Genomic DNA, 26,484 nt, shown 5'->3' on the forward strand with positions numbered 1-26,484 from the left:
CGCCACGGACACCCTTGCTCTTGGCTAACCTCTACTTCTGTCTTCGGGGTTCGGGACTTACACCCTATAGTTCATGCGCATGCCGGGCGCACAAGAATAAAAGGTGGCTTGATAAGCCACCTTTTTTCCTTCCCTCGCGGGATATTATCTTCGTGAACTAACTTGATTTATTCATTTGCTTTACTCTTTAACTCTTAATAATCGTAAACTGTTTAGTGTTACGATCAATGTTGCTCCCATATCAGCAAATATGGCGATCCATAGCGTTAACCAACCAGGCATCACTAATACCAATGCTAGTAATTTAATCGCTAAAGAGAAAGTGATATTTTGCTTAATAATCATTAATGCCTTACGACTTAATTTGATCGTATAGGGTAATTTGCTTAAATCATCCGACATTAACGCAATATCGGCTGTTTCGAGTGCTGTATCTGTACCTGCACCACCCATTGCAACCCCAACGGAAGCCGCTGCAAGTGCTGGTGCATCGTTTACGCCATCCCCAACCATTGCGACACTTTGATGTTTTTCACGAAGTTTTTTAACAAAGTTTAATTTATCTTCTGGAAGTAAATCTGCTTGAATATCCGAAACACCGACTTGTTTTCCGATTGCTTTTGCGGTTCTCTCGTTGTCACCTGTCAGCATGACCGTTTCGATTCCAATATGGTTCAACTTATTAATGACTTCTTTTGATGTTTCTCTCATTTCATCTGCTACGGCAATCAATGAAAGTATTTCTTTCTCGGTTCCTAACACCATAACCGTTTTTCCTTCTGTTTGCATACGAGTAATATTTTCTTTGATGTTGCTTTCAATCGTTTTATGCAATTCTTCAAAAAGATTTGGACTTCCCACATAATACATTTGGTTATTTACTTTTGCTTTTACACCTTTGCCTGTAATCGATTGGAACTCTTCGACAGATACGCCATTCATATTCAATCCATTTTCTTCTGCTTTTCTGATAATGGCAGAAGCGAGTGGATGTTGCGATCCTTTTTCAATCGCTGCCGTTACGATCATTAATTCATCTTCATTTCCGCCATATGTTATAACATCTGTTACAGCAGGAATACCTTTTGTTAGTGTTCCAGTTTTATCAAACGCAATCGCTTTTAAGTGTCCTGCTTCTTCCAGATGGATGCCACCTTTAATTAACACGCCATTTTTTGCTGCATTTCCGATTGCAGTAACAACGGCAACTGGAGTTGAAACAACTAATGCACAAGGACAGCCAACGACTAATACTGCTAACCCTTGATAGATCCACTGGCTCCAATCTCCCCCGAATAATGGAGGTATGACTGCAATTAAAAACGCCAAAATCACGATAGCTGGTGTGTAGTATTTTGCAAATTTATCAACAAACGCTTGAGAAGGTGCTCGTTCTGCCTGTGCTTCTTCCACTAAATGAATGATTTTTGATAATGTTGTATCTTCTACTCGTTTTGTTACTTTAACTTCGAGCAATCCCTCTTCATTCAGTGTTCCAGCGAACACTTCATCATCAATTGTTTTGGTTACTGGGACACTTTCCCCCGTAATTGCTGCTTGATTTAATGTGGACGTTCCTTTGATAACGATTCCGTCCATCGCTAATTTTTGACCAGGTTTTACAATCATAATATCGTTAACTTGAATGTCGTCAACATGAATCATCATTTCTTCTTTTCCACGGCGAATTAATGCTTCTTTTGGAGCAATATCCATCAATGATTCAATGGATTGACGTGCCTTATCCATTGAATAACGCTCTAATGCTTCACTGATTGCAAATAGAATTACAACGGTTGCTCCTTCGCCCCATTCACCAATGATGGCAGCACCTATAATGGCAATCGTCATAAGTGTATTCATATCAAACTTTAGTCGGCTTAGATTTTTAAGCCCTTTAATGAAAAGTGAATAGCCACCAATTAAAATAGACGCTGCATAACCGATTGTCGGAAGAATATGTTCTTCTCCATATTGCTCCCCTAAAAACCAACTTATCACAAGCAATACCGCTGAAATATAGACTTTAATATTTTCTTTTTGCTTCCAGAATGGTTCTCGTTCTGCTTTTTGTTCTTTTTCATCCCGAATCTTTAAATTTTCAAATGCTCCCGCTTTTTCTAGCTCCTCAATCGTTGCATTGCCTTTTACATACACTTTAGATGCCCCAAAATTGACCTTTGCGTCCTCAACTCCTGGCAAATCTTTTACGTTATTTTCAAAAATGGCTGCACAATTTGTACAAGTAAACCCTTGAACACGATAGGTTTTCATTTCTTCTTCAGATAGTTTCACTTGTTTTTCAGACATTTAGTTTCACCTCTTTCTGATGTGCTAAAGCAATTACGATTAACTGTTTGACATGTTCATCATCCAGTGAATAAAACGCTAATTTTCCTTCTTTTCGATACTTTACAATCCCTTGCTTACTTAAAGTCCTTAAATGGTGAGAAGCCGTTGCAACAGAAGAACCAATAATATTGGCAACATCACACACACATAACTCATCATCTTGACATAAAGCATAGGAAATTTTTGCTCTATTTTCATCTGCAAGTGCTTTAAACAATTGGGCAACACTAGAAACATTTTCTTTTTCTAATTCCCCTTGTATTCGATTGACCTTTTCCTCGTCATAACAATAAACTTCACAAGAATCTTTCTTACTCATTAATATCCCTCCTCATTATTCAAATATTCATTTGAATATATTATAACCCTTTTCCATTATTATTCAAACATTTATTTGAATGAAAAAGAGAACTGGTAATCAGCTCTCTTTTGTTACTGCTCTATCATATAGTTGAATAGATATTCAGCATCGAAGCCAACACCCTGAATTAGTGCTGAACCACGACTGTATTGCCAAGGCAATCCTAAAAAGAATAGTCCCTTTACTGGTGTAACACCTCTTTCTTGAAATGGAAAACCATTTTGGTCAATTACGTTCGAGATGTCTATCCAGCTATAATCCGATTTAAATCCTGTTGACCATATGACATTCTCTACTTTAAGTTTAGTGCCATCTTCAAACTTAAACGCATCATTTTCCATTGAAGTAGTTCTAGGTTTTAACTTGATGGTGCCATTTTTCAAAAGTAATTTGAGTTCGAATCCAAAAATAGGATCTGATTGTTTTTTTACTAAACGACCGATGACGGAGTTAACATTTGCTCTATATAATCCAAGTTTATCAAGATACCAAAATACACTTTTGTTACCAATGTCCATAGGGATAAACCGCATTTTATGACCTACCGATAAGTAAACATCCCTCTCCTTCGATAGTTCAACAGCAATTTGGGCTCCCGAATTTCCGCCACCCACTACTAAAACGGAACCGTTTTTTAATTGTTTTGGGTTTTTATATTCAGAAGAATGCATTTGTAAAATATCTTCTGATAATGTTTTTGAAAACTGTGGAATCTGCGGATTTTGAAACGGACCTGTTGCAATCACCACATTCTGAGCTAGAAACTCGCCTTGATTGGTCATTATTTTAAACGTGTCGTCTAATTTGGTTAATCCATAGACAGCTGTGTTGTGTTTTACAGGTAGAGAAAATTTTGTTGTGTAAGTTGATAAATATTCTGCCATTTCATCTTTTGTTGGATAGATTTTTTCGATACCATCTAATTTAAACCCAGGTAATGAACTGTTGGAACGTGGTGTGAATAATGTCAAAGAGTCGTATCTTTCTTTCCATGACTCCCCTATTGATGCTGATTTATCTAGTAAGAGAAATGATAAATTACTCTTCTTTAAAAAATACCCCATTGAAAGACCAGCTTGCCCCGCTCCAATAATTACTACATCATACTTCATATTTTCATCTCACCTCTATTTTTCATTACTCAAATATTCATTTGAATGAATTATAACAAATCCTTTTCAATATTCAAACAATTATTTGAATGAAAAACTAATGAATAATGACTTTTCAACCACAAGTAAATCCCTAGTAAAAAGGGGAATCTTGTAAAAAACTAATTCTAAATTAGGAAAAATATGTTTTAATAAAGAAGATAGTCCAGAAAGGAGAATGTAAAACAAATGCCAAGTGAACATCAAGATATTATTGACTTACTAGCCGATAAACCTTATCTAAAAGATTTATTCCTTGAAGTAGGTGTGGATAGTCAGTTAACCCAATTATTACAGGAATTAATTAGCGTTACTGATGATAGTCGTCCCCTTAATGGACAAGTTATCTCGCGAAGTACAATTTTCGAGCGAACAGAGAGATTCATCCAATGCTCAAAAAAAGTAGATGAAGTGGACGATACAGATGATCAAGGACAACTTCGCCAACCAACACAATTTGTACCACCATTAACAAAGGGTCAATTAATAAAAGCAAAATTTTCAGCAGTTGGGAGTGAACTCGATAGAGAACATTTTGCTATCGTATGGGATGCTATTCCAAACAGAGATTCTATTCAGGTAATTCCAACTGAAAGCATGAAAAATAAAATAAAGGAAACTAAACATCGGTTCAATATTGGGAAAATCCGTCCTTTGTCATTGGCAACAGCGGTTTGCATGGAGCAAATAACATGTATAAGTCGTAAAAGGATTGTTAAAACTGAATTTACAAAGCAAAATATTCCTGTTTACCTCTCTTCAGATCAGGAAAAGAGAATCGAAGAAGGGATTCGCGTTATGTTGTTGAATGAGGAATCTTTGCTTGAACACCTAATTAAAAATAATTTAAAGTTTATTCCACAGTTTGATAACCCAGCACAACAGTTAACCCATTTGTTAAGACCGTTGGAGTCAAAGAGTTATGATAAGAAAGTATTAACTTATAGACTGTACAACGATTCAACGGAGTACAAAATCACTTGGGTAAAAACCTCTTTAAAAAAAGAACGTAGAATCAGGACCATTCAAAGCCTAGCCAATGTCATTGATACCGACACAAAAGATAGGATAACGGCAAGAAATGAAATTTACCAAAAAATGTTGGAAACAGTAATTTCATAAAATATCAGCTAAAATATATTGCATATTTTACCAAGATGAGTTATTCTATTATTAGTAAAAAACCTTCACGTCAAGGTAATCTTGACAAATAGCAATACTACATACCTTTAAGCTCGGTAAGCGAGCACAAAAAAAAGCCTCCTTTTTCAAAGGAGGCTTTGTTCATGTTCTAATTCAAAGTCATCTGGTTGAAAATCCAAATAATAGTTAAGTTCTTTCCCACAACATGGACATATTTTTCTATTCTCGTTATTAAGTTCAAATATCGTTTGCTTTGCAGCTGATTCGGAAAGCGCTTCTAATACACGGGTGATAGAACGGTTATCACATTGGCGATCCGAACAAAACAAAGAGATGTAATATTTCATATATAATCCTCCTCTATTTCCTTTTTCCCCTTACTATCTTTTTTATGCAGTTTTTCCTTTGAAATTCCTGTTTTTTGAGGAAAAGAAGAAGTAATTAACAATGATTTAATATGAAAATAAAAATGAGCTTAGAAAAAACTCTAAGCTCATTTTTATTTATTGTTAGCACTCTCGTATTGAGTTACTTTAAGCGAAATAAATCTTTTAACTTCATTTGAAACATTTGAACGAAGTCCTGCTTTTTTGTATATTTGCCATTCGATGATTGGTTCTCCCTCTTCTGTTAATTTTTCAATGCAGAATTCAACTCGTCTTTTTTGGAAGGCTACTAGGTCCTCTGAAACTTTATTGATAAAATTCATTGATTCTGGTAGTTTTTCCGACTTTTTCTCCAATACGGATAGTTTGTTAATTTTCTTCCCAAGTGATGTTGCAGTGATTCTTGTGGGTTTTTCAACATCAAAATCCCAATTTCGAACCGCTTGCTTTAATAATGCCAACAATTCCTCATCTCTTTTTTTCCAATCAACTCGGTGGTTAGGGGTCTGAATTTTGTTCTTGATTGGTGAAAAATCATTCAGCCAGTCTTGGTCATTACGATACAAAAAAGCATAAACATCGGGTACCAGTTTTCTGAGTTCCGTCTTAGATTTCTCGGGATACAATTCTTGAATTTCCAACCATTTTTCTTTTCTCAATTGTAATTGATTCTCTAAATCTTCAATCGAATTTTGAACGATTTTAGCTACAATTTTTGGAGCCTTCCACGGAACATTTAACTGCAATTTATCCGCGTATTTTTTAATTGTTGCACGGTCTGCTTGAAACTCCCTTGAAATCTCAGTAAGAGTTTTACCTTCATTGACTGCTTCGGTAAGCTTTTGTTTCCAAACGTGACCGTATTCTTTTATCGTACCGATTCGAAATTTATCTTCTTTATTTATATCGGGTCCTTTTCTTGAATAGACAAAGCCACAATTGCATTGAAAGGTTCCAACAGGCTTCCTTGTATCATAATCTATTGTAACTCCTATATCCTTTACTACACGCTTTCTATAATCCGAACACGCTACATTCAGACATAGCCATGGTCCTTTTCCAAAAGGATGATATTCATTTTTATCAAATAAATGATTTAAATCCGTATCAAGAAACGACATCACAAGCAAATGACGAATTGGATGAAAGGACTTACGATGCTTTTGGAATATCATCGTTAACCAATCAGCCTCAACAAATTCAACTGTCGATTGCAAAAGTTCCAAACACCTACTCGAAAATTTCGCTTTAAAACCACTATACAAGCGATCCCGTTTAACTCTCCCATTAGGCGTTGCATATTCGTTTTGTTTTAAGAGTTCCAAATATTTATCACGTAAAGAGTTATTGTCTTTTTGAAGATAGTTCGTCGTTAGCAGACTATAAGAAGATTGGGAAATTGCTTTTAATAATTGAATCTCTTCTTTTTTTAATTCGCCCATATTGTTCTTTCTTCTTTTTACCAAAGCCGTTGCAACAATGTATTCATGCTGATTAAAATCTCTCACGGAAACAATTGTTTCTTCTAATTCAACCTCGTGTGTTGGACAGAAAAATACTCCAGGACATTGATGAATTCGACGCCAATACGTTTCTCCATAGGTTTCCATATCATCTTTTATACAATGACTGCACACCCAAAAGTTCTCTTTCAATTTCACATTACTGGCTGCCATGCCAATTCGAGTATGAATCGTGCTTCCCTCATCATTCATCATCGCCTGTTTAATCTTTTTTGCTTGCTGGGGGAGCAGGAACGCCGCGTAATAAGGATACATCGTATAGTTGAGAATTAATTGTTCTGCATTCCAGTAATCTCCCGTATTCTTTAATAGTGCATTTAAATTCGCAGGTAAGTCCCATACTGACCGAACTGTTCGTTTTCCGAACAGTTCTTCAGTGGTTATCTTCGGACTTGTATTCCCCGCTCTCACGTGATATCTCGCCAGAACACTGTAAAGTAATTCATCAGGATATGGCGTCGGAAACCAAAGTACCATCTTCATCATCCTTCCATAAATCTTCACCTGGATTTTTGATTATTTGTTTTTCGACAAACAATTCATGAACAGACTTTTTATTTTGTCTTGCCTCTTTCATTAAGTGAACAAGATAACTTTGATTGATTTGCTTTTGCTCTTTCTTTTTCATCTGGATTTGATTCTTTTTGTCATCTTTTTCAATAAGAACCCTTAATGTCTCTTTCAATACCAATGATTTGTCGATATCTTCTCCTAGGTTCTTTAAAACCATCTTGACTGCACGCTCAACTGCTGTTGGATTAAAATCCATTGCTAACAATTGCAGTGTTACTTCTTCGAGAAGCGGTTGTTCTTTCTTTATTCGTTTTTGCTCCTGCAATTTCTTTTGAATGCGAATCCTATCCTGCATGCCGATGGAAGCCTTATACTTTTCCATCTCTTCATCCATGTCAATGGGACGAATATCTTCGTATTTTGCAATCTCGCTTGGAATCCCAGTTTTCAAAGCCTTTAACATTGGTTTTACTAATCTCAGACTTTCATTGGCAACTTGTGTTATCAATTGCTTCGTAATTTTTTCTTTACGTGTTGCAATAGCTCTAACTTGAGCCAACATGAAAAGCTTTACTGCAATGTCAAGAATGCCTTGGCTCTCCTCATAGATCAGTTCGTTTAATTCACTAGTAAGCGGGGTGTAATTAGCGGTCCATTGATATTCCCACATGCCATCAACAAACAATTCCCAACTTTCATCTTTCGGCATCTGATCCCACACCATATCGCCTTGACCACTTCCGCGTCTTGCTTGCCGAAATTCACTTTGCAACACAGAAACCGCTTTATTGGTACCCACCATAATCACAGGAACACCAATTGTATTGACAAGTGTTACAAAAAAATTAAGCATCTTATCAGACCCGCCACTTTTGCTAAGGTTAAGGTGTTGAATTTCATCGATGATGAGTAAACCAATCCCGTGAAGGCTTGCAAGGTGCGCCATACGTTGAAGCATTAAGTCGGTCGTATTTTTCTGCGAACCAAACTTGTTTAAATAGTTAGTCCCTAACAAGCGGTCGAGTTCCGAGAAAAAGCTAATACACAAGCCTTTCAATGAACCATCAAATGGGCAATCTAGTTTCATCCAACTGATCTGCGTAAAAATAAACGGTTTCCCATTATATTCACGGTGCTTGATGAGCTGGGGATAGAAAGACAGCACCCGTTCAATTGCGGTTGACTTTCCAATGCCAGATAGACCAATAATCGTAAACCCTGTTGAAGTTCTTCTTATCTCTGTTTGATAGTTTTTTAAAAATTTCCCTGCTTTGATCGCTTGATAACTTTCATGTACCCTCGTGACTTCTTCTTTTTGAAATGGATTACGATGCAAATACCCTTGACGAATAGCCCTTGAAATACGTTGCTCCAAATCCAGATGTTTTTCAAATGGCTGAAAATATTGAAATAGTCTTTGGATGCAGTGAAATCGATAATTTGGACTTAAAGTTCGTTCCGATTCATCAAATGGTGGGAAAACGGATATCTGCTCAATGACATCGTCCTCTGTAAAAACAGGAGGAAGTGCCTCGATTAATGGATTAGCGTTATAGTCTTGAATAATCTGTTCACTGTAAATTGCATCAACGATTGAATCATGCGAAAGTTGTTTTTCTTTAGTTGCCAATTCTTGCATTTCTCAACTTCTCCTTTTGTTTTTGGCGTAACTTTTCACTTAATGAAGATACTTGTTTAGGCGTCTCCAATACGTCTTCTGAAATAGCTTGTTTTTCGATTGGTTGTCCATCTGCTAGTAAAAAAGCCTCTCCTTTTCTTTTCTCAGATTTTTCCATCGTTCGATTATCCCGTATCCCTTTGACTTTCTGGTTGTTGCTGATTTCGATTTTTTCTTTGTTTAAATTTGCTTCTGCTTTTCGAACAATGTGTTCGATATCGCTTTCTAGGTCTGCCTTTTGTTGCCTTTCCTCATGCTCATGCTTTTGATAGTTTAATGATTGATATGCAAAGTAGTATTCGACTTCCTCCATTGTTTTGCTTTCGTACTTCTTATGGTGGTCAAGTAATGTTGCCACTTCATAACTTCTACCATCTTCGCTGGGTAGGTAAATGTGTGACATATCACGTGGGTCATAACATATCGGGATTCTCCAACTTTTTTCTCTTGCTTCCCCAAACCAGTTTTCTTTTAGTGCTGTTTCACTGCTGAACCTCATTTTCTTAAATTCAATACCTTTATACGTGACTCTGGCATTGGCGGTAGGAAGGAGATGAAGTTTTACAATATCTTCTGAATAGGAGCGAAGTTTGCCAGAACGATTCTTAATCCCCCAATTCCATAATTCTTTCGGGATAAGTGGAACTTCGTCTTCAATCATCATTTCATCCTCGTTATAGTTTTTTAAATAATGATGATTGTTGTGATAAAGCACACATCGAATAATGACACTTGTAAATTCCTCTAAGGTCAGCGTTGCATCTAACCGATAATCCCTTTCACCTCTGACCTTTACCTCTGTATCAACAACACCAGGAAGGAAAGGTTTGATACCTCGTGCATTTAGAATTCTAAAATGCTGTTCAACAATCCCTTTCCAGTCTGCTCGATACGGTGGCGTATTTTCTACTTTCATATTGAATGCAGAAATCAATCTTTCAACGTTATAACCTTCTAATTCGCCTCTGTCGGCAAGTAGCGTCTGCGGAAGGTAATGACAATCCCATTCTTCTTTCTGGATTTCAATCCCGTATTTTTTACAATAGGAAACTTTGTCACTGGCAGTATTAGCAAGTGCCATCATTGCTCCAAACCAAGAAGGACCTTCGAGCCCCACATATAGTCCAACGACCATTCGACTAAACACATCAATGACAACATAGATGATTGGGCGACCGATAATCCAGTTTCGATTAAATGAACTAACGATATAGACATCTGCAACGGTTGCATCAATTTGATATTTGGTTCCAGGTCCATATAAATCGCCAACTGATGTTCCCAATACGGCTCGATGCTCCAATTCATATTTACGGTTACCTTTTCTTTTCCGTTGTTTCTCTTCTGTGTTATACGTCTTGTCATACCAAAACTTAAATTGGCGAAGTGTTGGAAGTTTATCTTGCTCTTGGAGAATCGGCTTTTCAACTCCATTTTCGTATCGGCAATCGGCAACAAAAAATGTCTTCAACATTTGGTTGTAGGTAGTTGATAATGGATTTTGTTTAGCTGTATGATAGTATCTTTTTATGCTAACTTCGAAGATTCTTTTGATTTCATCAGAGATGATAATTCCATCTCCTATGATGGGTTCAAACCTTCTCTTTCTGCCGTTCTTCTTGTCTTTGAAAACTTTTTCTTTCCCCTTGCCACCAGAGTTTTTATAATCTGGCAACAATGCATTTTTCACTTTGCCTCTTTGCCAATATTGAACCAAATATTTATAAAGAAGGCGTTTCGTCTTTCCTTTGTTAACCATAGCGGCTTTAATTTTTTGCCCTCTTTCCGCGCTTTCATATATATCTGGTTCTTGCAACACCAATTGTTCGATGCATTCCCACCGTTCATCTCGTAATTGCTTATTTTTCTCGGAGATTTGATCTTCAATTTGATAGATAAAGCTATAAGGTTCGCCATCAACGAATGATAATAACTTTTCGGTAAACATTTGATTTAAATCTGTTACTTTTCTTTTAATTGGTAAAGCGTTTGTCTTCTCCACATTAATTGTGTAACAAATCACATTACCTTCATCAATCCATAAAATTCGTTCAATCTGTTTTTCGTTATTTGCATCTACAAAACTAATTATGTCGTTGATTACAAACATTGATTTCCTCCTTTTTTAAGAATCCAATTTAAAGACATCTTCTACCCATAGATGGGTAAAAATTTTTTGATTTATATCAACTTCCAATTCTTGATGTGCAATTAAATGCTTTAAAATTTCTAAGCCCGTCCCATTTTCTAGTTGATATCTTTGATCGAATTCAGTAACTAGTTCGATAATGGAAATGTTATATTTCCTTATAAAATTCTTCATTTGTTCTGCATAATTTCGAAGAATGGAATACGGCAAGTTTTCAATTTCAAAATAGGAAGAATGAAGCCATTCAACATTTTCAATCATGTTCTTTGGCAATTCTTTTTCTGTAATAATGCCCCAGTCGATGTTTTGTTGCTCCCAATAGGTCCGTTCAATTTCGAACTTTTCAATTGTTCGCTCATTTTCCAATTCCTTTGATGGTTTTACTGTTCGAGCAACATGTGTTGTATCGTTTGCGTTTGAAAGTGTAATCAAGAAATCGGTCGTCATCACAATTGGAATTTGCGATTTAGGATCTGTTGGATGATTTATACCTTTATTATCAGCGATAAACAGTGTATCCTCACGTGTAAGCGGAAATTGTTCTCTTACATCAACAACAGAGGGATTCCATTCAAGGGTATAAAAGTAATCCCGTTCTAATTTAGACAGGAAATGATGAATTCGATTTGTTTTCCATCCTTTGCTTCTTGTCACTAATCCATTAGAGGGGAAATCTTGAATATTAATCCAAGGTTTATAATTTTCTCCTGACCCCTGACCCCGACCTTCTTTTTCCATTTCTGCAATCTTCTTTTCGGTTAATCCAGTTTTTCGCTTTGCCATAATCATCACTCCTACTTTAATCATGTCCCTTCCTATCATAGGTACAAAAGCTTATCCATACCTGCCATAAAATTTTCCAATTAAAATACAGCAAAAAAATTGTAAAAAGAAAAAAATAAATGTTTTTATTTACTTTTTTCCAAGTAAAATATTTTTTTATTCAATTTGTTGTAAATCATAATCTACATCTATATATATATTCAGAACATAAAATGTAAATTACAACTTACCAAAAATAATTTTTCCCTAAAGAAGGGCAACAAAAAGGACTTGGATTTATTGTTCCAAGTCCTTTTTTATTGAGAGAAATTGATTAACAGTATGTATATTATGTCGAAAAACTTCTTTATTTTCATTTGCACAGTATTTTATTATATTGGTAAAAAGCGATTTGATATCTTTTATTAATACTTCATCTAATACATCAACATTAACACCTAATGGGAGTGGCTGATCCTGGGTTGCAAGTATTAACAAATCTCTCCATGAATTTGCTGATGTGAGTTTTCCTTCAACAATTGCTTTAATACCACCATTCACTGATAGATCGTTTAATGTTAATAAATATGCTTCAAGATAACGAATTGATATTTTTTCGGTCTTGTTATTAAGAAAATTATCTACTTGTTTTTTCAATTCAGAGGGTTTTGTATCGATTCCAAATTTGTATTTGAGCTTGTTTCTCAGTTTTAAAATAAATTCATTGTATTGTTCGTCGCCCAATGATTTAATAGTTATCCTAACTTTTTCAATATACAAATTACATACCCCCTGACGATATTATTCTTTCTATTTTCTATAAATGTTTTTAAATCTCCTTTAATAATTTTCAATTAGCAAAGGCACAGTAAAAATAACTTTTTATGAGTTATGGATTTAAGAATTTCCAAAAATTGTATTGTCCTCTTTTGTTGAATGGGTTATGTTAATGTCAAAGGGAGGTATTATATGGAACTAAATAATCATATCTGGGAATGGTCATTGCAACTTCCCAAATGGCAAAACGATTTAATTAGAAGACTATATCAAAAATCTGTACTTGATTCTGAGGAATTAAAAGAAGTGATAGATAATATCCTTTATGAAAACGGTTTTACTGATAAAAATTTCAATATTACTCCTTTAGAGGAAAGTCATATTCCTAATAAAAATCCTAAAGATGTAGTTAAGATCACATCTTTAAAAAATCTTCAACATATTGCAGCCATCGACTCAGAATATGGGATTCAATTCTCACCAGATGGATTAACTGTTATCTATGGTGAAAACTCGGCTGGTAAATCCAGTTATGCAAAGGTTTTAAAGCAGGCTTGTCGGGCGGTTGATGAAAAAACAAAAATCTATCCAAATATCTATAAATCAGGGACAGCAACCAGCACAGCGGATATTTATACGCAACAAAATGGTTCAGAAAACATAATTAAGAGAATTGTAAATACCGCGCCAGAATCACAGCTAACATCCATTAGTATTTTTGATACTGATTGTGCGAGGGTTTATGCACAATCTGAAAATGAAGTTGTATTTATTCCAACTGAATTTAAAATTTTCGATGTACTTGCTACGCTTCAAACAGAAATAAGACACAGACTATTACTGTCAAAAGAAGCTCTTTTAAAAACAATGCCGACTTTTAACGAATTAACTAGTTCTTCTAAGGTGGAAAATTTTATAAATTCCATTACATACCAGACTAAAGATAAAGATGTACGAGGTAATTGTATTTTTACCAAGGAAGATCAGACTAGGCTAGAACAAATTTCAAGCGATTTAAAAGTGCTAAGCCATTCAAATCCGCTTAAAGTAGCTCAGGAACTTCAAAGAAATATAAGCGATATTACAAATTTGAAAAATACCCTACAAAATATAAATCAAGAATTATCTAATGGGAAAGTTAAAGATTTCATCTTTTTAAATCAGCGATATCTTGATTCAAAAGCAACCTTAGAAGCGTTAACTCATGAAGCTTTCGAAGAACAACCGTTAAATGAAGTTGGTAGCAATCCATGGAAAAAACTTTGGCAAACGGCAAAACAGTATCATGAAATTGCATATCCTCAACATGCATTTCCTAACGTAGAAAATGATGCAAAATGTTTATTATGCCAACAAGACTTAAAAGAAGATGCTCGAATACGCTTAACGCGTTTTGAAGAATTTATGAATGACAGCATTAGCCAAGAAACACGTCAACTGCATGAGGAAAGGCGACAATTACTTTCTAAATTCAAACTCCTTCCTTTTACTAAAGTAACCGACTCCTCTGTTCGTACTTATCTATATATTGATTCACCTGAATTAGATATGAAAATTGAATTGTTTATACAATCTGCTGTGAAAATCGTTGCTCAATTGCAAAGCGTGGAGAATGATATTCGAATTGAATTGGAAGATGTTCCATTATTAGAATCATTCCCAATAAAAGAACTTGATGATTGGTTGCAAGTAAAATGTATTGAATTGGAACACTTAAAATCACTAGTTCAACAGGACAATTCTGCTGAATTAAAAGCAGAACAGTACGAGTTAATTTCAAAGGAACAAGTCTTCAAAAGGATTGAAGATGTTTATAATTTAATAAAAACTCTTCAGCAAGTTGACAAGTTTGATAAAGCTATAAAATCATTGGATACAACAAAGCTAACAAGAAAATATAATGAATTATCTAACTCATTGTTGACCGATAAATTTAAGGAGGAAATTGAAAATGAATTAAAGCAACTTAGAAGAGAGCACATTCTATTTAAGCTTAATAGTAGGGGAGTTAAAGGGAAAACCACATTAAAACTTTCATTGGAATCTAGTACAAAAATAAATATAAATGAAATACTTAGTGAAGGAGAACAAAAAGTTTTATCATTAGCATTTTTCCTTGCTGAAATTTCATCTATGCATTCAAATGGAGGAATTATTCTCGATGATCCCGTTTCATCTTTAGATCACAGTAGGAGAGATTATGTAGCTAAGCGGCTAATTGTAGAAGCAAAAAGACGTCAAGTAATCATTTTTACGCATGATATTGTATTTCTTCATACACTTCAAAAATATGCTAAGTTATATGAAGTAAATGCATCCTATTGTTCAATCAGAAGACATGGACAAAGAGCAGGTATTGCAAAACCAGAAATGCCTTGGATAACCCTATCAACAAGTAAAAGAATAGGGTACTTAAAAAATGAATTGCCAAAATTAAAGAAGCAAGAAAGTCAATTAGATCCTGATATCTACTATCGGAATGCTAAAACATGGTACATGCTATTAAGAGAATCATGGGAAAGAGCAGTAGAGGAATTACTATTAAATGGCGTTGTTGAACGTTTTGATTCAGCCGTACAAACGCAAAGACTTAATAAAATTAAATTCACGGATGAAATAGTTCAACTCGTTAATGAAGGAATGACAAAATCATCTACTTATGTACATGATGAATCGCACGCAATCGGTCGAATAATTCCGAGTAATGATGAAATGATTGAAGATCTGAACAATCTGGAGTATTTCAGCAAACTGTTCAAATAATAATTTAGAAAACAATTTTAAAAAAGCATGGCAAATGCCATGCTTTTTTGTTTTAGTGGTTCCCAACTTTTTTGTTCGGTACCCGACTTTTTTGTCCAGTTCCCAACTTTTTTGTCCAGTTCCCGACTTTTTTGTCATTCAACATCACACTATAGCTCTCAAGACACCCTTATTCCACAGTAACAGATTTGGCCAAATTCCTTGGCTTATCAACGTCACAGCGACGGTGTAATGCTGCGTAGTAGCTGATTAGTTGTAGTGGTACTACAGAAACTAGTGGTGTTAGTAATTGGTGAACCTTCGGAATGACGAAGCGGTCGCCTTCTTCCTCGATGCCCTCCATTGAGATAATGCATGCGTTTGCTCCGCGTGCTACTACTTCTTTTACGTTCCCACGGATATTCAATGATACTTGCTCTTGTGTTGCTAAAGCGAATACTGGTGTTCCCTCTTCGATTAGAGCGATTGTACCGTGCTTTAACTCCCCACCAGCAAATCCTTCTGCTTGGATGTAGGAAATTTCTTTTAGTTTTAATGCACCCTCTGAACTTACATAGAAGTCTAGGTTACGTCCGATGAAGAACGCATTGCGTGCGATTTTTAAATAGTCTTCAGCAATTTGCTCTAGCTCTTCCTTCGAGTCAACCATTGTCTGAATACCGTTAGCAGCGATTGCTAATTCTTGTTTTAAGTCAAAGTCTAGATCTTTCCCTTTCGCTTTACCTGCAACATAAGCAGCAATCGACAGTACAGCAACTTGTGCCACATACGCTTTAGTAGAGGCTACAGCAATTTCAGGACCTGCGTGTAGTAACAATGTATAGTCTGATTCACGAGAAAGTGTAGAACCAGGAACATTAGTTACTGTTAATGCTGGGTAGCCCATCTCTTCCTTTACCTTCACAAGTACTTGACGACTATCTGCTGTCTCACCTGATTGTGAAATAAAGATGAATAAAGGCTTTTCAGATAGAAGTGGCATATTATAGCCAAATTCACTTGAAATGTGAACTTCTACAGGGATACCTGCAATTTTTTCGAAATATTGTTTTCCGATCAAGCCTGCATGGTAACTAGTTCCAGCAGCAATAATATATAAACGATCCGCTTGGTTAATCGCCTCTAAAATATTGTCATCGATTGTTAAATCTTCATCATTATTGCTATATGCTTGAATAATTTTACGAACAACAGCTGGCTGCTCATCCATTTCCTTCAACATATAGTGAGGGTAAGTTCCCTTTTCGATGTCGCTAGCATCTAGCTCTGCTTTATATGGCTTGCGCTCAACAGGTGTTCCATCTAAAGTTGAAATTTCAACTTTGTCACGGTGCACTAATACAACCTCTTTGTCGCGTAGCTCTACGAATTGGTCTGTTACCTGTAGCATTGCCATTGCATCAGAAGCAACAACATTAAAGCCATCTCCTACACCTACTAGTAATGGAGATTTATTTTTTGCTACGTAAATTGTCTCTTCATCTTCTTGGTCTAGTAACGCAAGAGCATATGAACCGTGTAATAAAGATAATGTTTTACGGAATGCTTCAACTGTTGATAATCCTTCTTTTGCAAATAAATCAACTAGCTGCACAATTACTTCTGTATCAGTATCTGATTGCATCTGAATACCTTTTAGGTAGGCTTTTTGCAATAGGTGATAGTTTTCGATTACCCCGTTATGCACTAAAGTATAACGACCTGTAGTACTTTGATGAGGGTGAGCGTTTAGTTGGTTTGGTACACCGTGAGTTGCCCAACGTGTATGACCAATTCCGATTGTTGCAGCTACATCATCGTTTACCGCTGTACGTAAATCTGCAATACGACCTTTTTCCTTGAACACTGTTACCCCTTCGTCATTACGAACAGCAATACCAGCTGAGTCATATCCGCGGTATTCTAATTTCTCTAATCCTTTTAGTAAAATTTCCTTTGCATCAAGTTCACCATTATATCCTACGATTCCACACATAATCTAAAATCCTCCGTTAAAAGCAATACCAAAAAGTCAATGTTAAAGAAATGAGCTTCAAATACAGTGCAAGAATTCTGTCTAATTCAACAACACCTGTTTAGCTCTAAATTTTGATATTGTTTCTTTGTTTTATTTGCCTTTTCGTTTTTCTGTCCATAGAATCACTTCTACGTTTTAAAACGAAACTATCGACCGGGCATTCGATCGGGAGGTATCCGCCGAAAATTCGATAATCCTCCACCTCGTCAACTAAGGATTAAAATTCCGTCCGATTTCCTTAGCTCAGGCGCTATAATTGTTTTCCGTTTTACTTGTATCGCGCTTATTCTTCCCTCCTAGTGATGCGCTAGCTTGAAAATTTGAAGGAAATTGGAATATTCTTCAAAATATTTTTTTCAAGCACCTTCATCATACAGAATATGCTTCTAATCGTCAATCATCCACGCATATTTCCTAATTTCAGATATTTTATTCGTTTTTATTGTTTGCCTAAAGCTCCTCATTCCAACGATAAACTAGGCTTACAGATAGTCCGAAAAAAATTCCACTAGAGGTTCGAGCGGGCCTCTAGTGGATAGTTAAAAAAGAAAATTGATTTATTTTAACTATAGCTCTTTTTCTTTTAGTAAATTTACGATTTCACGATTGAATGCTGGTAAGTCCTTAGGTGTACGGCTTGAAACTAGTTGTTTTTGACATACAAAAACTTCTTCATCATGGAACTTTGCCCCAGCATTTTCTAGGTCTACTTGAATTGATTTATATCCAGTAATATCGCGGCCTTCTAATGATCTAGCCGTAATTAATAGCTGAGGTCCATGACAAATTGCAAATACTGGCTTCATATCACTCATAAATTTCTTCGCAAATGCTACCACACGATCATCGTCTCTTAGTAGGTCTGGTGAGAAACCTCCTGGAATGAATAACGCATCAAAATCATCAGGATTTACATCATCAATCCCATAATCGATTTCAACTCGAACCTCACCTTGTTTACCGCGAACCGCTTTATTTCCCTCTTTATCAATCGTTACTATGGTATGACCAGCCTCTTGTAATGCTTCCTTTGGACTTGTAAATTCAATATCCTCAAATAGATCTGTAATTAATGTGGCTACTTTTGCCATTGATATCACTCCTTTCAGACTTACTATTTCCCTTTTATTCGACAAATAAACAAAGAATGAAGGAAGTAAAAACTAAAAAACCAGTAAACAAACTCCTTTTGAAGAGTTCGTTTACCGGCATTGTTTTTCGGTTAATCAGCTAGTCCTAATTCTTGACGTACAACGTCTGAAATTCTGTTTACATAGCTTTCACATTCTTCTTCAGTAGAAGCTTCCACCATTACACGAACAAGTGGTTCTGTACCAGATGGTCGTACTAATACTCGACCATTTCCAGCCATCGCTGCTTCAACTTCCGCAATTGTCTTTGCTACTTTTTCATTTTGTGTAACAGCATGCTTGTCTACCACACGTACGTTAACTAGTTTTTGTGGGAATACTGTCATTTCAGCTGCAAGCTCTGATAAGCGCTTATCTGTTGCTTTCATGATATTCACAAGCTGAATAGCAGTTAGTAAGCCGTCACCAGTTGTATTGAAATCTAAGAATACGATATGCCCTGATTGCTCTCCACCAAGGTTATACTCATTAGCACGCATTTCTTCTACAACATACCGATCTCCAACGGCAGTTTTCACACTCGTCATCCCGTTTTCCTCAATTGCCTTATAAAAGCCTAAGTTACTCATAACAGTTGATACAACTGTATTTTTCTTTAAGCGACCTTTACTGTTTAAGTATTTTCCGATAATGAACATGATTTGGTCACCATCGACAATTTGTCCTTTTTCGTCAACTGCAATCAGTCTATCACCATCTCCGTCAAACGCTAAACCGACATCTGCTCCACGCTCTAAAACGAGGGCCGCAAGTTTTTCCGGATGAGTTGACCCTACGCCATCATTAATATTTAAACCATTAGGCGATGAGCCCATTGATGAAATATCAGCTTCTAAATCTGCAAATAGATGTGTAGCTAGCTGAGATGTTGCACCATGAGCACAGTCTAAAGCCACATGTATTCCTAAGAAGTCTTCTTCTACTGTTTGTTTTAAGTATGAAAGATATTTTTGTCCGCCTTCGAAGTAGTCACTTACTGCTCCTAATTCGCCTCCGACTGGGCGTGGTAATGTATCGTTATCTTGCTCGATCAAATTTTCTATCTCTGCTTCTTGTGCATCAGTTAATTTAAACCCATCTGGACCAAAAAATTTGATACCATTATCTGCTACTGGGTTATGAGAAGCGGAAATCATAACGCCTGCATCTGCATTCATTACACGTGTAAGATACGCTACACCTGGAGTACTGATTACACCTAATCGCATCACTTCTACTCCGATTGAAAGTAGGCCTGCAACTAATGCTCCCTCTAGCATATGTCCAGAAACCCTTGTATCTCGTCCAATAATAACCTTTGGGCGTTCTGTTGCATGCTTAGTAAGTACGTATCCACCAACACGACCTAGTTTAAACGCTAGTTCAGGTGTTAACTCTGAATTGGCTACACCACGTACGCCATCAGTTCCGAAATATTTTCCCATTACTTATTCTCTCCTTCAATGCTAGACATTCCATGTTTCACATACAAAATCTTATGCTTTTATAAATAATCTTAAGAATTTGCTATTCTGTATTGTTGTCTTCGTCAGCAGGTGTTTCATCTTCTGGAGTTGTTTCTCCAGCATTTGTTTCTTCTTCTACTTCTACTTCCTCTGGTTCTGTTCGTCCAGGTTCAGGGTCTTGTCCCTGAGCTGTCTCATCTTCCGTTTCAGTTTCAGTTTCTGCCTTTGTAACGTTAGCTTGTACCTCAATTGAATTTTTTGAGAGCTTTGCTACTCCGTTAGGTAACGGCACTTTCACTTCATAAACACCAGATTCTTGAATTTCTGATATGTCAAATTCTACTTCTAATCTTGTGATAGGGTCAATAATTGATTTTGGACCAAACAATTCAATGACTTTAGTCTGAGAGCTAGCACTATTGATTGTAACTCCATCCATCGGAGTGCCCGTTTGCTTTATAGTTAGAGGTACTTTTCGACTATACTGTTTTACCTCAACATTTACTTTAACAACCTCAGGGTCAATAGTAACATCGAGTTTATTCAAGTTACTATCAAGCACCCTCACATTTGCTTCTTGATCAAAGGACTCTGTAATTCCTTCATCACTATTGACCGTTGCTTTTACATAGCTAATGCTTTCAACTACACTTTTAGCACCTGTTACAAAAACGGTACTTGGATCAGCTGACATGCCAATTAACTCATAACCATCAGCTATTAAACGATTATTCATTTCTGGCTCTATTTTTACTTCTTCTGTAACTTTTTCTTCAATTACAATATCAATCACCTTTGGGTCAATGGTCACTTCCAGCTTAGGTGAAAAGTTTTCATGTTGAATTGTAACTCGGTGTTCACCAATTACCAATGAATTTAGGTCAACGAACACTTTAAAGTCTTTTGACAACTTTGTTTGTAGTACTATTGGCATTGGACCTTCGATGGTCACGTCAACGGTTTCTGGCAACCCGGAAACTATTAAATTTTCGGTGTCATAGTATACCTCTAGAGGTACATCTGTAATAATATCTAGCTGTGCATTTGACGGGGAGGTTTGCCCATCATCTAATTGCGCCTTCGCATAAAAGAAGAGTAGTAGGGCTAAGATGAGGGCAGTTACACGTAAAGCCCAATAACTATCAAATAGTTTATCCATTTCTTTTCCCCCTCCAAGTCCACTTAGAGGCAAAATCTGAATCTTGTTCAGGTCCAAACCACAATTTTCTTAAATGTGTTTCGAATTCCTCTATTGAAAGATTTCGATATAAATTACCATTTCGAGTTAAGCTAATAGCACCAGTTTCTTCAGACACTACAATTGTAATGGCATCGGTTACCTCACTTAGCCCCACTGCAGCTCTGTGACGTGTTCCTAGTTCTTTTGAAATAAAGGTACTTTCCGATAATGGTAAATAACAAGCAGCCGAAATGACCTTATCCTTTTGTACGATCACTGCACCATCATGGAGTGGCGTATTGGGGATAAAAATATTAATAAGTAGCTCTGATGTTATTTCAGCATTTAACTTGATACCGGTTTCAATATATTCTGTTAAGCCTGTTTCATTTTCAATTGAAATTAGGGCACCAATACGACGTTTCGCCATATAACTTACGGCCTTTTTCATGGCTTCTATTAACCGAGTTTGCTCATCCTCTAATTGACCAGTTGAACGTTGGAATATTTTACCTCTGCCTAATTGTTCCAGCGCTCTTCGGATTTCAGGGGTAAAGATAATAATGATGGCTAAAAAACCGTAGTCAATTATTTCTTGTAGGAACCAACCGAGGGTATCTAAACCGAAAACGACTGTTGCAAACCTAGCGAAGATAATGACGAATATCCCTTTTAATAACTGAACAGCTTTCGTTCCTTTAATGAGGGTTAATAATTTATAAATCACGTACCAAACTAATAGTACGTCTAATATGCTAAACACAATATTTACAGGCGTGAAGTCTGTAAACTGCTCGATAATCTGCACGTGGCATCCCCCACTTTTTCCTTGCTATTTCATTTATATCAATTACATCATGGCGTTATTACGGAAAACTAGAAAAATGTTAAACAAATTCAAATATGACTCGAGCAATAATTGCTAGTCTCTTTATTATTGCCTAAAAAAAGCAATAAATGTAGGAAACTTTCGCCGCAATTTGTCTTCTTTATTCCTTTTAAATGAACCTGTTTCAGCAACAAAGATTTAGTCTTTTTACTAAAAATAGTATACCATAGTTCCAACTTATAAAGCTTTTCTAAAAGTAAAAAAGCCCACCCTTCACGAGCAGACTTTTCTTTTTCATATTAAATATGCTTTCCATCAATCTTTAAAAAAGTTCACAAAGTCATTTGCCATTGCTTTCGTCTCATACCATAACCATTCAAATACCTGATTAATTTCCTCTATTTGCCCTGTTACAACAGAAGTAGAGGCCATGTATTGACCGTTAATAACAACCACATCACCATCAACTTCACCCTCAATGATTAGGTCACCATTTTTCACAACGATGTCGCCTTTAACGACTTCTCCTTCAGGCACAATAACAGTTTGCCCTTCTACTATTAAATTCGGTTGTTTTGTAACCGAAAATTCATCATTTGAATAACTGCTTAACATCGTGGCACTCATAAACAAGAAGAACACAGCAGCTGCGACCACAATCGGATGTCGTCTCAACCATCTTTGTATGCCTACGCGATTTTTCCCTTTAGGTAGACGCTTCATTACTTCTTCCTCAAAATGTGGAGGTGCTGTAATATGTGCTGCACTCTTAACAAAAGCAATCGTGTCACTTAACTCGTGCATATGTTGTCTACAATCAGAGCACATTTGTAAATGTTTCTTCAGCTGTTGTTCATGTTCACGACTAATCTCGCCATCTAAATATTCGTGCATATAGTCAACAATGTATTGTGGACACGTACTCATGCGGTTACCCTCCTACAGATTGTTTAATTGCTTTCTTAGTGCTTCACGCCCTCTATGAATTCGTGTTTTAACTGTTCCCAAAGGCATATCTAAGATTTCGCTAATTTCTTGTAATGATAATTCTTCTATATATTTTAAGACGATGACTGAACGATATTTATCAGACAACCTGCTGATTTCATACTGTATTCGATCCTGCAGCTCCATTTGTTGAACTGTTTCCTCTGGTAGCTGTTCACTTGATGCAATTTGCGAGTACATATTCAATCCATCCGTCCCTGCAACTTCTGCATCTAGATAATAATCTGGTTTTTTCTTTCTAATTCGATCAATACAGAGATTCGTGGCAATTCGATAAAGCCATGTTGAGAATTTTCTTTTTTGATCGAAAGTATGAAGGTTTATGTATGCACGTACAAATGCTTCCTGTGAGATATCCTCCGCTTCTTGCTTGTTGCCGAGCATACGATAGCATATTTGGTATAACTTGTGCTGGTAGAGGCTCACAATATCTGAAAATGCGTTTTGATCACCTTTTAGCACTTGCTTTATTCTTTTGTTCACTAACGCATCCATTTATGTTTTCCTCTCCACCTTTACGGCTTATTATTATTTACGCGAAACTTTAAAAAAAGTTTCGCGTATATTGAGAGATTATATAAAATTTTTATCCCTAAGATTATAAATTAGTATATTTTCCCAAAAAATTCAAGAGCCGAAAACACTAAATTACACAAGCTTTTCTCCAAATAGTGATCCCATTAAAGCAACAGCAACGTCAGCCGTCTTATTTCGTTCATCGAGAATTGGATTTACCTCAACAAATTCTGCAGAAGTAATAATTCCTTCCTCCTCCAACATTTCCATCGCTAAATGGCTTTCTCGGTATGTGATTCCCCCTGGTACCGGTGTTCCAACTCCAGGAGTATATAAAGGATCAATTCCATCTAAATCTAAAGATAAATGAACGCCATCTACATCTCTTTCTTTTAGATAAGCAATTGACTCTTCAATAATTCTCGTCATACCCATTCGGTCAATTTCATGCATTGTATATACTTTAATGCCTTTTTCACTAATTAACTCTCTTTCCCCTGGATCCACTGAACGAGCTCCGATAATAATAATATTTTCTGGTTTAATTTTCGGCATAGCTCCACCAATATGAACTAATCGCTCATCACCTAGACCAATACTAACAGCAAGCGGCATACCATGGATATTCCCTGAAGGAGAGGTTGCTGGCGTATTTAGATCAGCATGTGCATCATACCAAATAACACCTAGGTTCTTATAATGTGCAGCTAACCCAGCAAGTGTCCCTATCGCGATACTATGATCGCCACCTAATACTAATGGGAATCTATTTTGGTCAATAACCTCCGAAACTTTATCTGAAAGCTGTGTACATACTTCCACAACTTCTTTTAAATTTTTTAAATTAGTATCCAGCTGTGTATTACTCACTGCTCTTTTAACAATGATGTCACCTTCGTCTTTAACCTCATAACCTAAAGCTTCTAATCGTTCAGATACATCTGCATAACGGATTGCACTCGGTCCCATGTCCACCCCACGTCGTTGTTGTCCGTAGTCAGATGGTGCTCCAATAATTGATATTTGTTTGTTTTTCATATAATGACCCCCTTGTTGATATTCTCTATTTTATATGGAAAAGCCTAGATGGCTCAACTCAACAAAATTTTGAATATTTATTCACTTATTATTAGTTACTTGATTCGAAAAATTCACCAATATAGAGGAGAAATAGAAAATTTACATTTTGACATTGCATATACTTTTAATGATTTTTAATGAAATAAAAAAATCCCCTACTCATTTGAGTAAAGGATTGGACTATGTATTGTTATTAAGAAAATGGCTGGGGTACCAGGATTCGAACCTGGGCATGACGGAATCAAAATCCGTTGCCTTACCGCTTGGCTATACCCCAAAAATGGTGGAGGGGGACGGATTCGAACCGCCGAACCCTAAGGAGCGGATTTACAGTCCGCCGCGTTTAGCCACTTCGCTACCCCTCCGGATAAACACTTATGGTGGAGGATGACGGGCTCGAACCGCCGACCCCCTGCTTGTAAGGCAGGTGCTCTCCCAGCTGAGCTAATCCTCCAGGATATAGGTAAGTGTTATCTTTTAAATTAAAATTGGTGACCCGTACGAGATTCGAACTCGTGTTACCGCCGTGAAAGGGCGGTGTCTTAACCACTTGACCAACGGGCCATCCTATGTATAGTGTACTTGTCCATATCGAACAAGACAAGATTTATAATAACATCATTTTTATGTTGGTGCAACTATTTTTATAAAGTTTTTTTCTAAAATTTTTCTAACTGTAATAATATAGTTTTTAGGCAAAAAAATGGCTCCGAAGGTAGGACTCGAACCTACGACCAACCGGTTAACAGCCGGTTGCTCTACCACTGAGCTACTTCGGAACAATAATATTTTTATTTTTTATTTACTGCACATTTATTATTATAAGTATTCAGAAAAAATATGCAAGTATTTTAATTGAAAAAATTTAAAATTAAGAAAACTTTTTTGTTTTTGGAATTTTACAGATTTCTGAAGATGCTTTTTGAGTATGAGAATTGTTATTTAGGTGAACAGACTTCTTATGATGATTTATGAAGGTGTGATTCTCAAGCTTGTTATATACAGCTGCTTGATTTTATATATGTAATATTTCCGGATAAGATCGAGTGTTTTGGAAGGCTTGCTAATTAGATTGATATAGCACTTATTTAATGCTTGTAGAGGTTATAGTTTTGTTCGAGTTCCTTTTACATTTTTCATATGAAGTTCCGGGCTTCGTAGCCATAAAAGTGCTTCTAATCGGGCTACCTTCATCTATTTAAGCTTTCTTATTCAATGGATAGTTAGAAGCTTTTTCTGGATCTAATGCAGCTCAAATAGGCGCAGGAGTTTTAGTTTTATAGCATTATGTAAGTATATTCAATTTATATTTAATAAAAATAAAAAAGCCACTACTGACTAAATCAGTAACGACTTCTTGAGCCTAGCGACGTCCTACTCTCACAGGGGGAAGCCCCCAACTACCATCGGCGCTAAAGAGCTTAACTTCCGTGTTCGGTATGGGAACGGGTGTGACCTCTTTGCCATCATCACTAGACTTGCACATGGATGTGCTGGCTTCGCCGTTGCAACATGGACGTTGCGCTCTTAGGCGAAGTTCCTATTTGTTTCTAAAAGAAGTTTGTTCTCTCAAAACTGGATAAAGACATTGATTGCATTCAAGATTTTGGTTAAGTCCTCGATCGATTAGTATTCGTCAGCTCCATGTGTCACCACACTTCCACCTCGAACCTATCTACCTCATCGTCTTTGAGGGATCT

General features: G+C 36.3%; 19 protein-coding genes, 5 tRNA genes and 2 rRNA genes. 2 read left to right on the plus strand and 24 right to left on the minus strand.

The genetic code is table 11. The annotated features are described in order from the left end of the window. Positions 1–180: 180 nt before the first annotated feature. The 3 genes from BJ095_RS16935 to BJ095_RS16945 form a co-directional block, all read right to left on the minus strand. Positions 181–2,310 carry a heavy metal translocating P-type ATPase gene (locus BJ095_RS16935; RefSeq protein WP_107937243.1) on the minus strand — a complete coding sequence of 710 codons (2,130 nt, stop codon included), beginning with the start codon at positions 2,308–2,310 and terminating at the stop codon, positions 181–183. Next, entirely contained in the window at positions 2,303–2,671 is a 369-nt protein-coding gene (locus BJ095_RS16940; protein ID WP_107937241.1) for an ArsR/SmtB family transcription factor, read from the minus strand. The genes BJ095_RS16935 and BJ095_RS16940 overlap by 8 nt, the downstream gene beginning before the upstream one ends. Before the next feature lie 113 nt (positions 2,672–2,784). Beyond that, entirely contained in the window at positions 2,785–3,825 is a 1,041-nt protein-coding gene (locus BJ095_RS16945; RefSeq protein ID WP_107937239.1) for a flavin-containing monooxygenase, read from the minus strand. 228 nt (positions 3,826–4,053) lie between these two features. Between BJ095_RS16945 and BJ095_RS16950 the strand changes: the two genes are divergently transcribed. Further along, complete coding sequence (locus tag BJ095_RS16950; RefSeq protein WP_107937237.1) at positions 4,054–4,986, plus strand: hypothetical protein; 933 nt, start codon at positions 4,054–4,056, stop codon at positions 4,984–4,986. A 146-nt stretch (positions 4,987–5,132) separates the two neighbouring features. On the opposite strand, the gene BJ095_RS16955 is transcribed toward BJ095_RS16950, so the two are convergent. From BJ095_RS16955 to BJ095_RS16980, 6 genes are all read right to left on the minus strand, one after another. Continuing rightward, a complete protein-coding gene (locus BJ095_RS16955) occupies positions 5,133–5,354 on the minus strand; it encodes a hypothetical protein (RefSeq protein ID WP_107937235.1) in 222 nt (73 codons plus the stop codon). Between the two features lie 152 nt (positions 5,355–5,506). After that, entirely contained in the window at positions 5,507–7,393 is a 1,887-nt protein-coding gene (locus BJ095_RS16960; protein WP_181418108.1) for a TnsD family Tn7-like transposition protein, read from the minus strand. Beyond that, complete coding sequence (locus BJ095_RS16965) at positions 7,362–9,068, minus strand: ATP-binding protein (RefSeq protein WP_107937230.1); 1,707 nt, start codon at positions 9,066–9,068, stop codon at positions 7,362–7,364. Before BJ095_RS16965 ends, BJ095_RS16960 begins: the two co-directional genes overlap by 32 nt. Further along, complete coding sequence (locus tag BJ095_RS16970) at positions 9,049–11,217, minus strand: Mu transposase C-terminal domain-containing protein (protein WP_107937228.1); 2,169 nt, start codon at positions 11,215–11,217, stop codon at positions 9,049–9,051. Before BJ095_RS16970 ends, BJ095_RS16965 begins: the two co-directional genes overlap by 20 nt. Positions 11,218–11,232: 15 nt before the next feature. After that, positions 11,233–12,039 (minus strand): TnsA endonuclease N-terminal domain-containing protein, encoded by an 807-nt coding sequence (locus BJ095_RS16975; RefSeq protein WP_107937226.1) that lies wholly within the window; start codon positions 12,037–12,039, stop codon positions 11,233–11,235. Positions 12,040–12,315: 276 nt separating this feature from the next. Next, positions 12,316–12,798 (minus strand): hypothetical protein, encoded by a 483-nt coding sequence (locus BJ095_RS16980; RefSeq protein WP_107937223.1) that lies wholly within the window; start codon positions 12,796–12,798, stop codon positions 12,316–12,318. 189 nt (positions 12,799–12,987) lie between these two features. On the opposite strand from BJ095_RS16980, the gene BJ095_RS16985 reads away from it, so the two are divergent. Continuing rightward, positions 12,988–15,558 (plus strand): AAA family ATPase, encoded by a 2,571-nt coding sequence (locus tag BJ095_RS16985; protein WP_181418109.1) that lies wholly within the window; start codon positions 12,988–12,990, stop codon positions 15,556–15,558. Positions 15,559–15,727: 169 nt separating this feature from the next. Here BJ095_RS16985 and glmS read toward each other — a convergent pair whose 3' ends face one another. The 15 genes from glmS to BJ095_RS17060 form a co-directional block, all read right to left on the minus strand. Further along, complete coding sequence (glmS, locus tag BJ095_RS16990; protein WP_107937218.1) at positions 15,728–17,533, minus strand: glutamine--fructose-6-phosphate transaminase (isomerizing); 1,806 nt, start codon at positions 17,531–17,533, stop codon at positions 15,728–15,730. A gap of 608 nt (positions 17,534–18,141) precedes the next feature. Further along, positions 18,142–18,666, minus strand: a complete 525-nt coding sequence (locus tag BJ095_RS16995; RefSeq protein WP_107937216.1) for a type 1 glutamine amidotransferase domain-containing protein — start codon at positions 18,664–18,666, stop codon at positions 18,142–18,144. Between the two features lie 131 nt (positions 18,667–18,797). Then, on the minus strand, positions 18,798–20,150 hold the full coding sequence (gene glmM / locus BJ095_RS17000; RefSeq protein WP_107937214.1) for a phosphoglucosamine mutase: 1,353 nt from the start codon (positions 20,148–20,150) through the stop codon (positions 18,798–18,800). Positions 20,151–20,232: 82 nt separating this feature from the next. Beyond that, the gene (locus tag BJ095_RS17005) at positions 20,233–21,330 is read right to left on the minus strand and encodes a CdaR family protein (protein WP_107937212.1); all 1,098 of its coding nucleotides are present in this window, start codon (positions 21,328–21,330) and stop codon (positions 20,233–20,235) included. Beyond that, positions 21,323–22,159, minus strand: a complete 837-nt coding sequence (gene cdaA / locus BJ095_RS17010; RefSeq protein ID WP_107937211.1) for a diadenylate cyclase CdaA — start codon at positions 22,157–22,159, stop codon at positions 21,323–21,325. Before cdaA ends, BJ095_RS17005 begins: the two co-directional genes overlap by 8 nt. Before the next feature lie 336 nt (positions 22,160–22,495). Then, positions 22,496–23,107, minus strand: a complete 612-nt coding sequence (locus BJ095_RS17015) for an anti-sigma factor family protein (protein WP_107937208.1) — start codon at positions 23,105–23,107, stop codon at positions 22,496–22,498. Positions 23,108–23,119: 12 nt separating this feature from the next. Next, positions 23,120–23,683, minus strand: coding sequence for an RNA polymerase sigma factor SigW (sigW, locus tag BJ095_RS17020; RefSeq protein ID WP_107937206.1), 564 nt, complete (start codon positions 23,681–23,683; stop codon positions 23,120–23,122). A 153-nt stretch (positions 23,684–23,836) separates the two neighbouring features. Further along, positions 23,837–24,742: an arginase gene (rocF, locus tag BJ095_RS17025; protein ID WP_107937204.1), complete on the minus strand. Its 906-nt coding sequence runs from the start codon at positions 24,740–24,742 to the stop codon at positions 23,837–23,839. 244 nt (positions 24,743–24,986) lie between these two features. After that, positions 24,987–25,061, minus strand: a tRNA-Gln gene (locus BJ095_RS17030). A gap of 4 nt (positions 25,062–25,065) precedes the next feature. After that, positions 25,066–25,149: transfer RNA gene (locus BJ095_RS17035), tRNA-Tyr, on the minus strand. Positions 25,150–25,162: 13 nt separating this feature from the next. Next, positions 25,163–25,238: transfer RNA gene (locus BJ095_RS17040), tRNA-Val, on the minus strand. Positions 25,239–25,273: 35 nt separating this feature from the next. Continuing rightward, positions 25,274–25,348: transfer RNA gene (locus BJ095_RS17045), tRNA-Glu, on the minus strand. 140 nt (positions 25,349–25,488) lie between these two features. Then, positions 25,489–25,563, minus strand: a tRNA-Asn gene (locus tag BJ095_RS17050). A 582-nt stretch (positions 25,564–26,145) separates the two neighbouring features. Continuing rightward, positions 26,146–26,261, minus strand: a 5S ribosomal RNA gene (gene rrf, locus BJ095_RS17055). Positions 26,262–26,390: 129 nt separating this feature from the next. After that, a 23S ribosomal RNA gene (locus BJ095_RS17060) occupies positions 26,391–26,484 on the minus strand; the annotation flags it as partial.

This window comes from Ureibacillus chungkukjangi, from assembly GCF_003217295.1.
GTDB lineage: Bacteria > Bacillota > Bacilli > Bacillales_A > Planococcaceae > Ureibacillus > Ureibacillus chungkukjangi.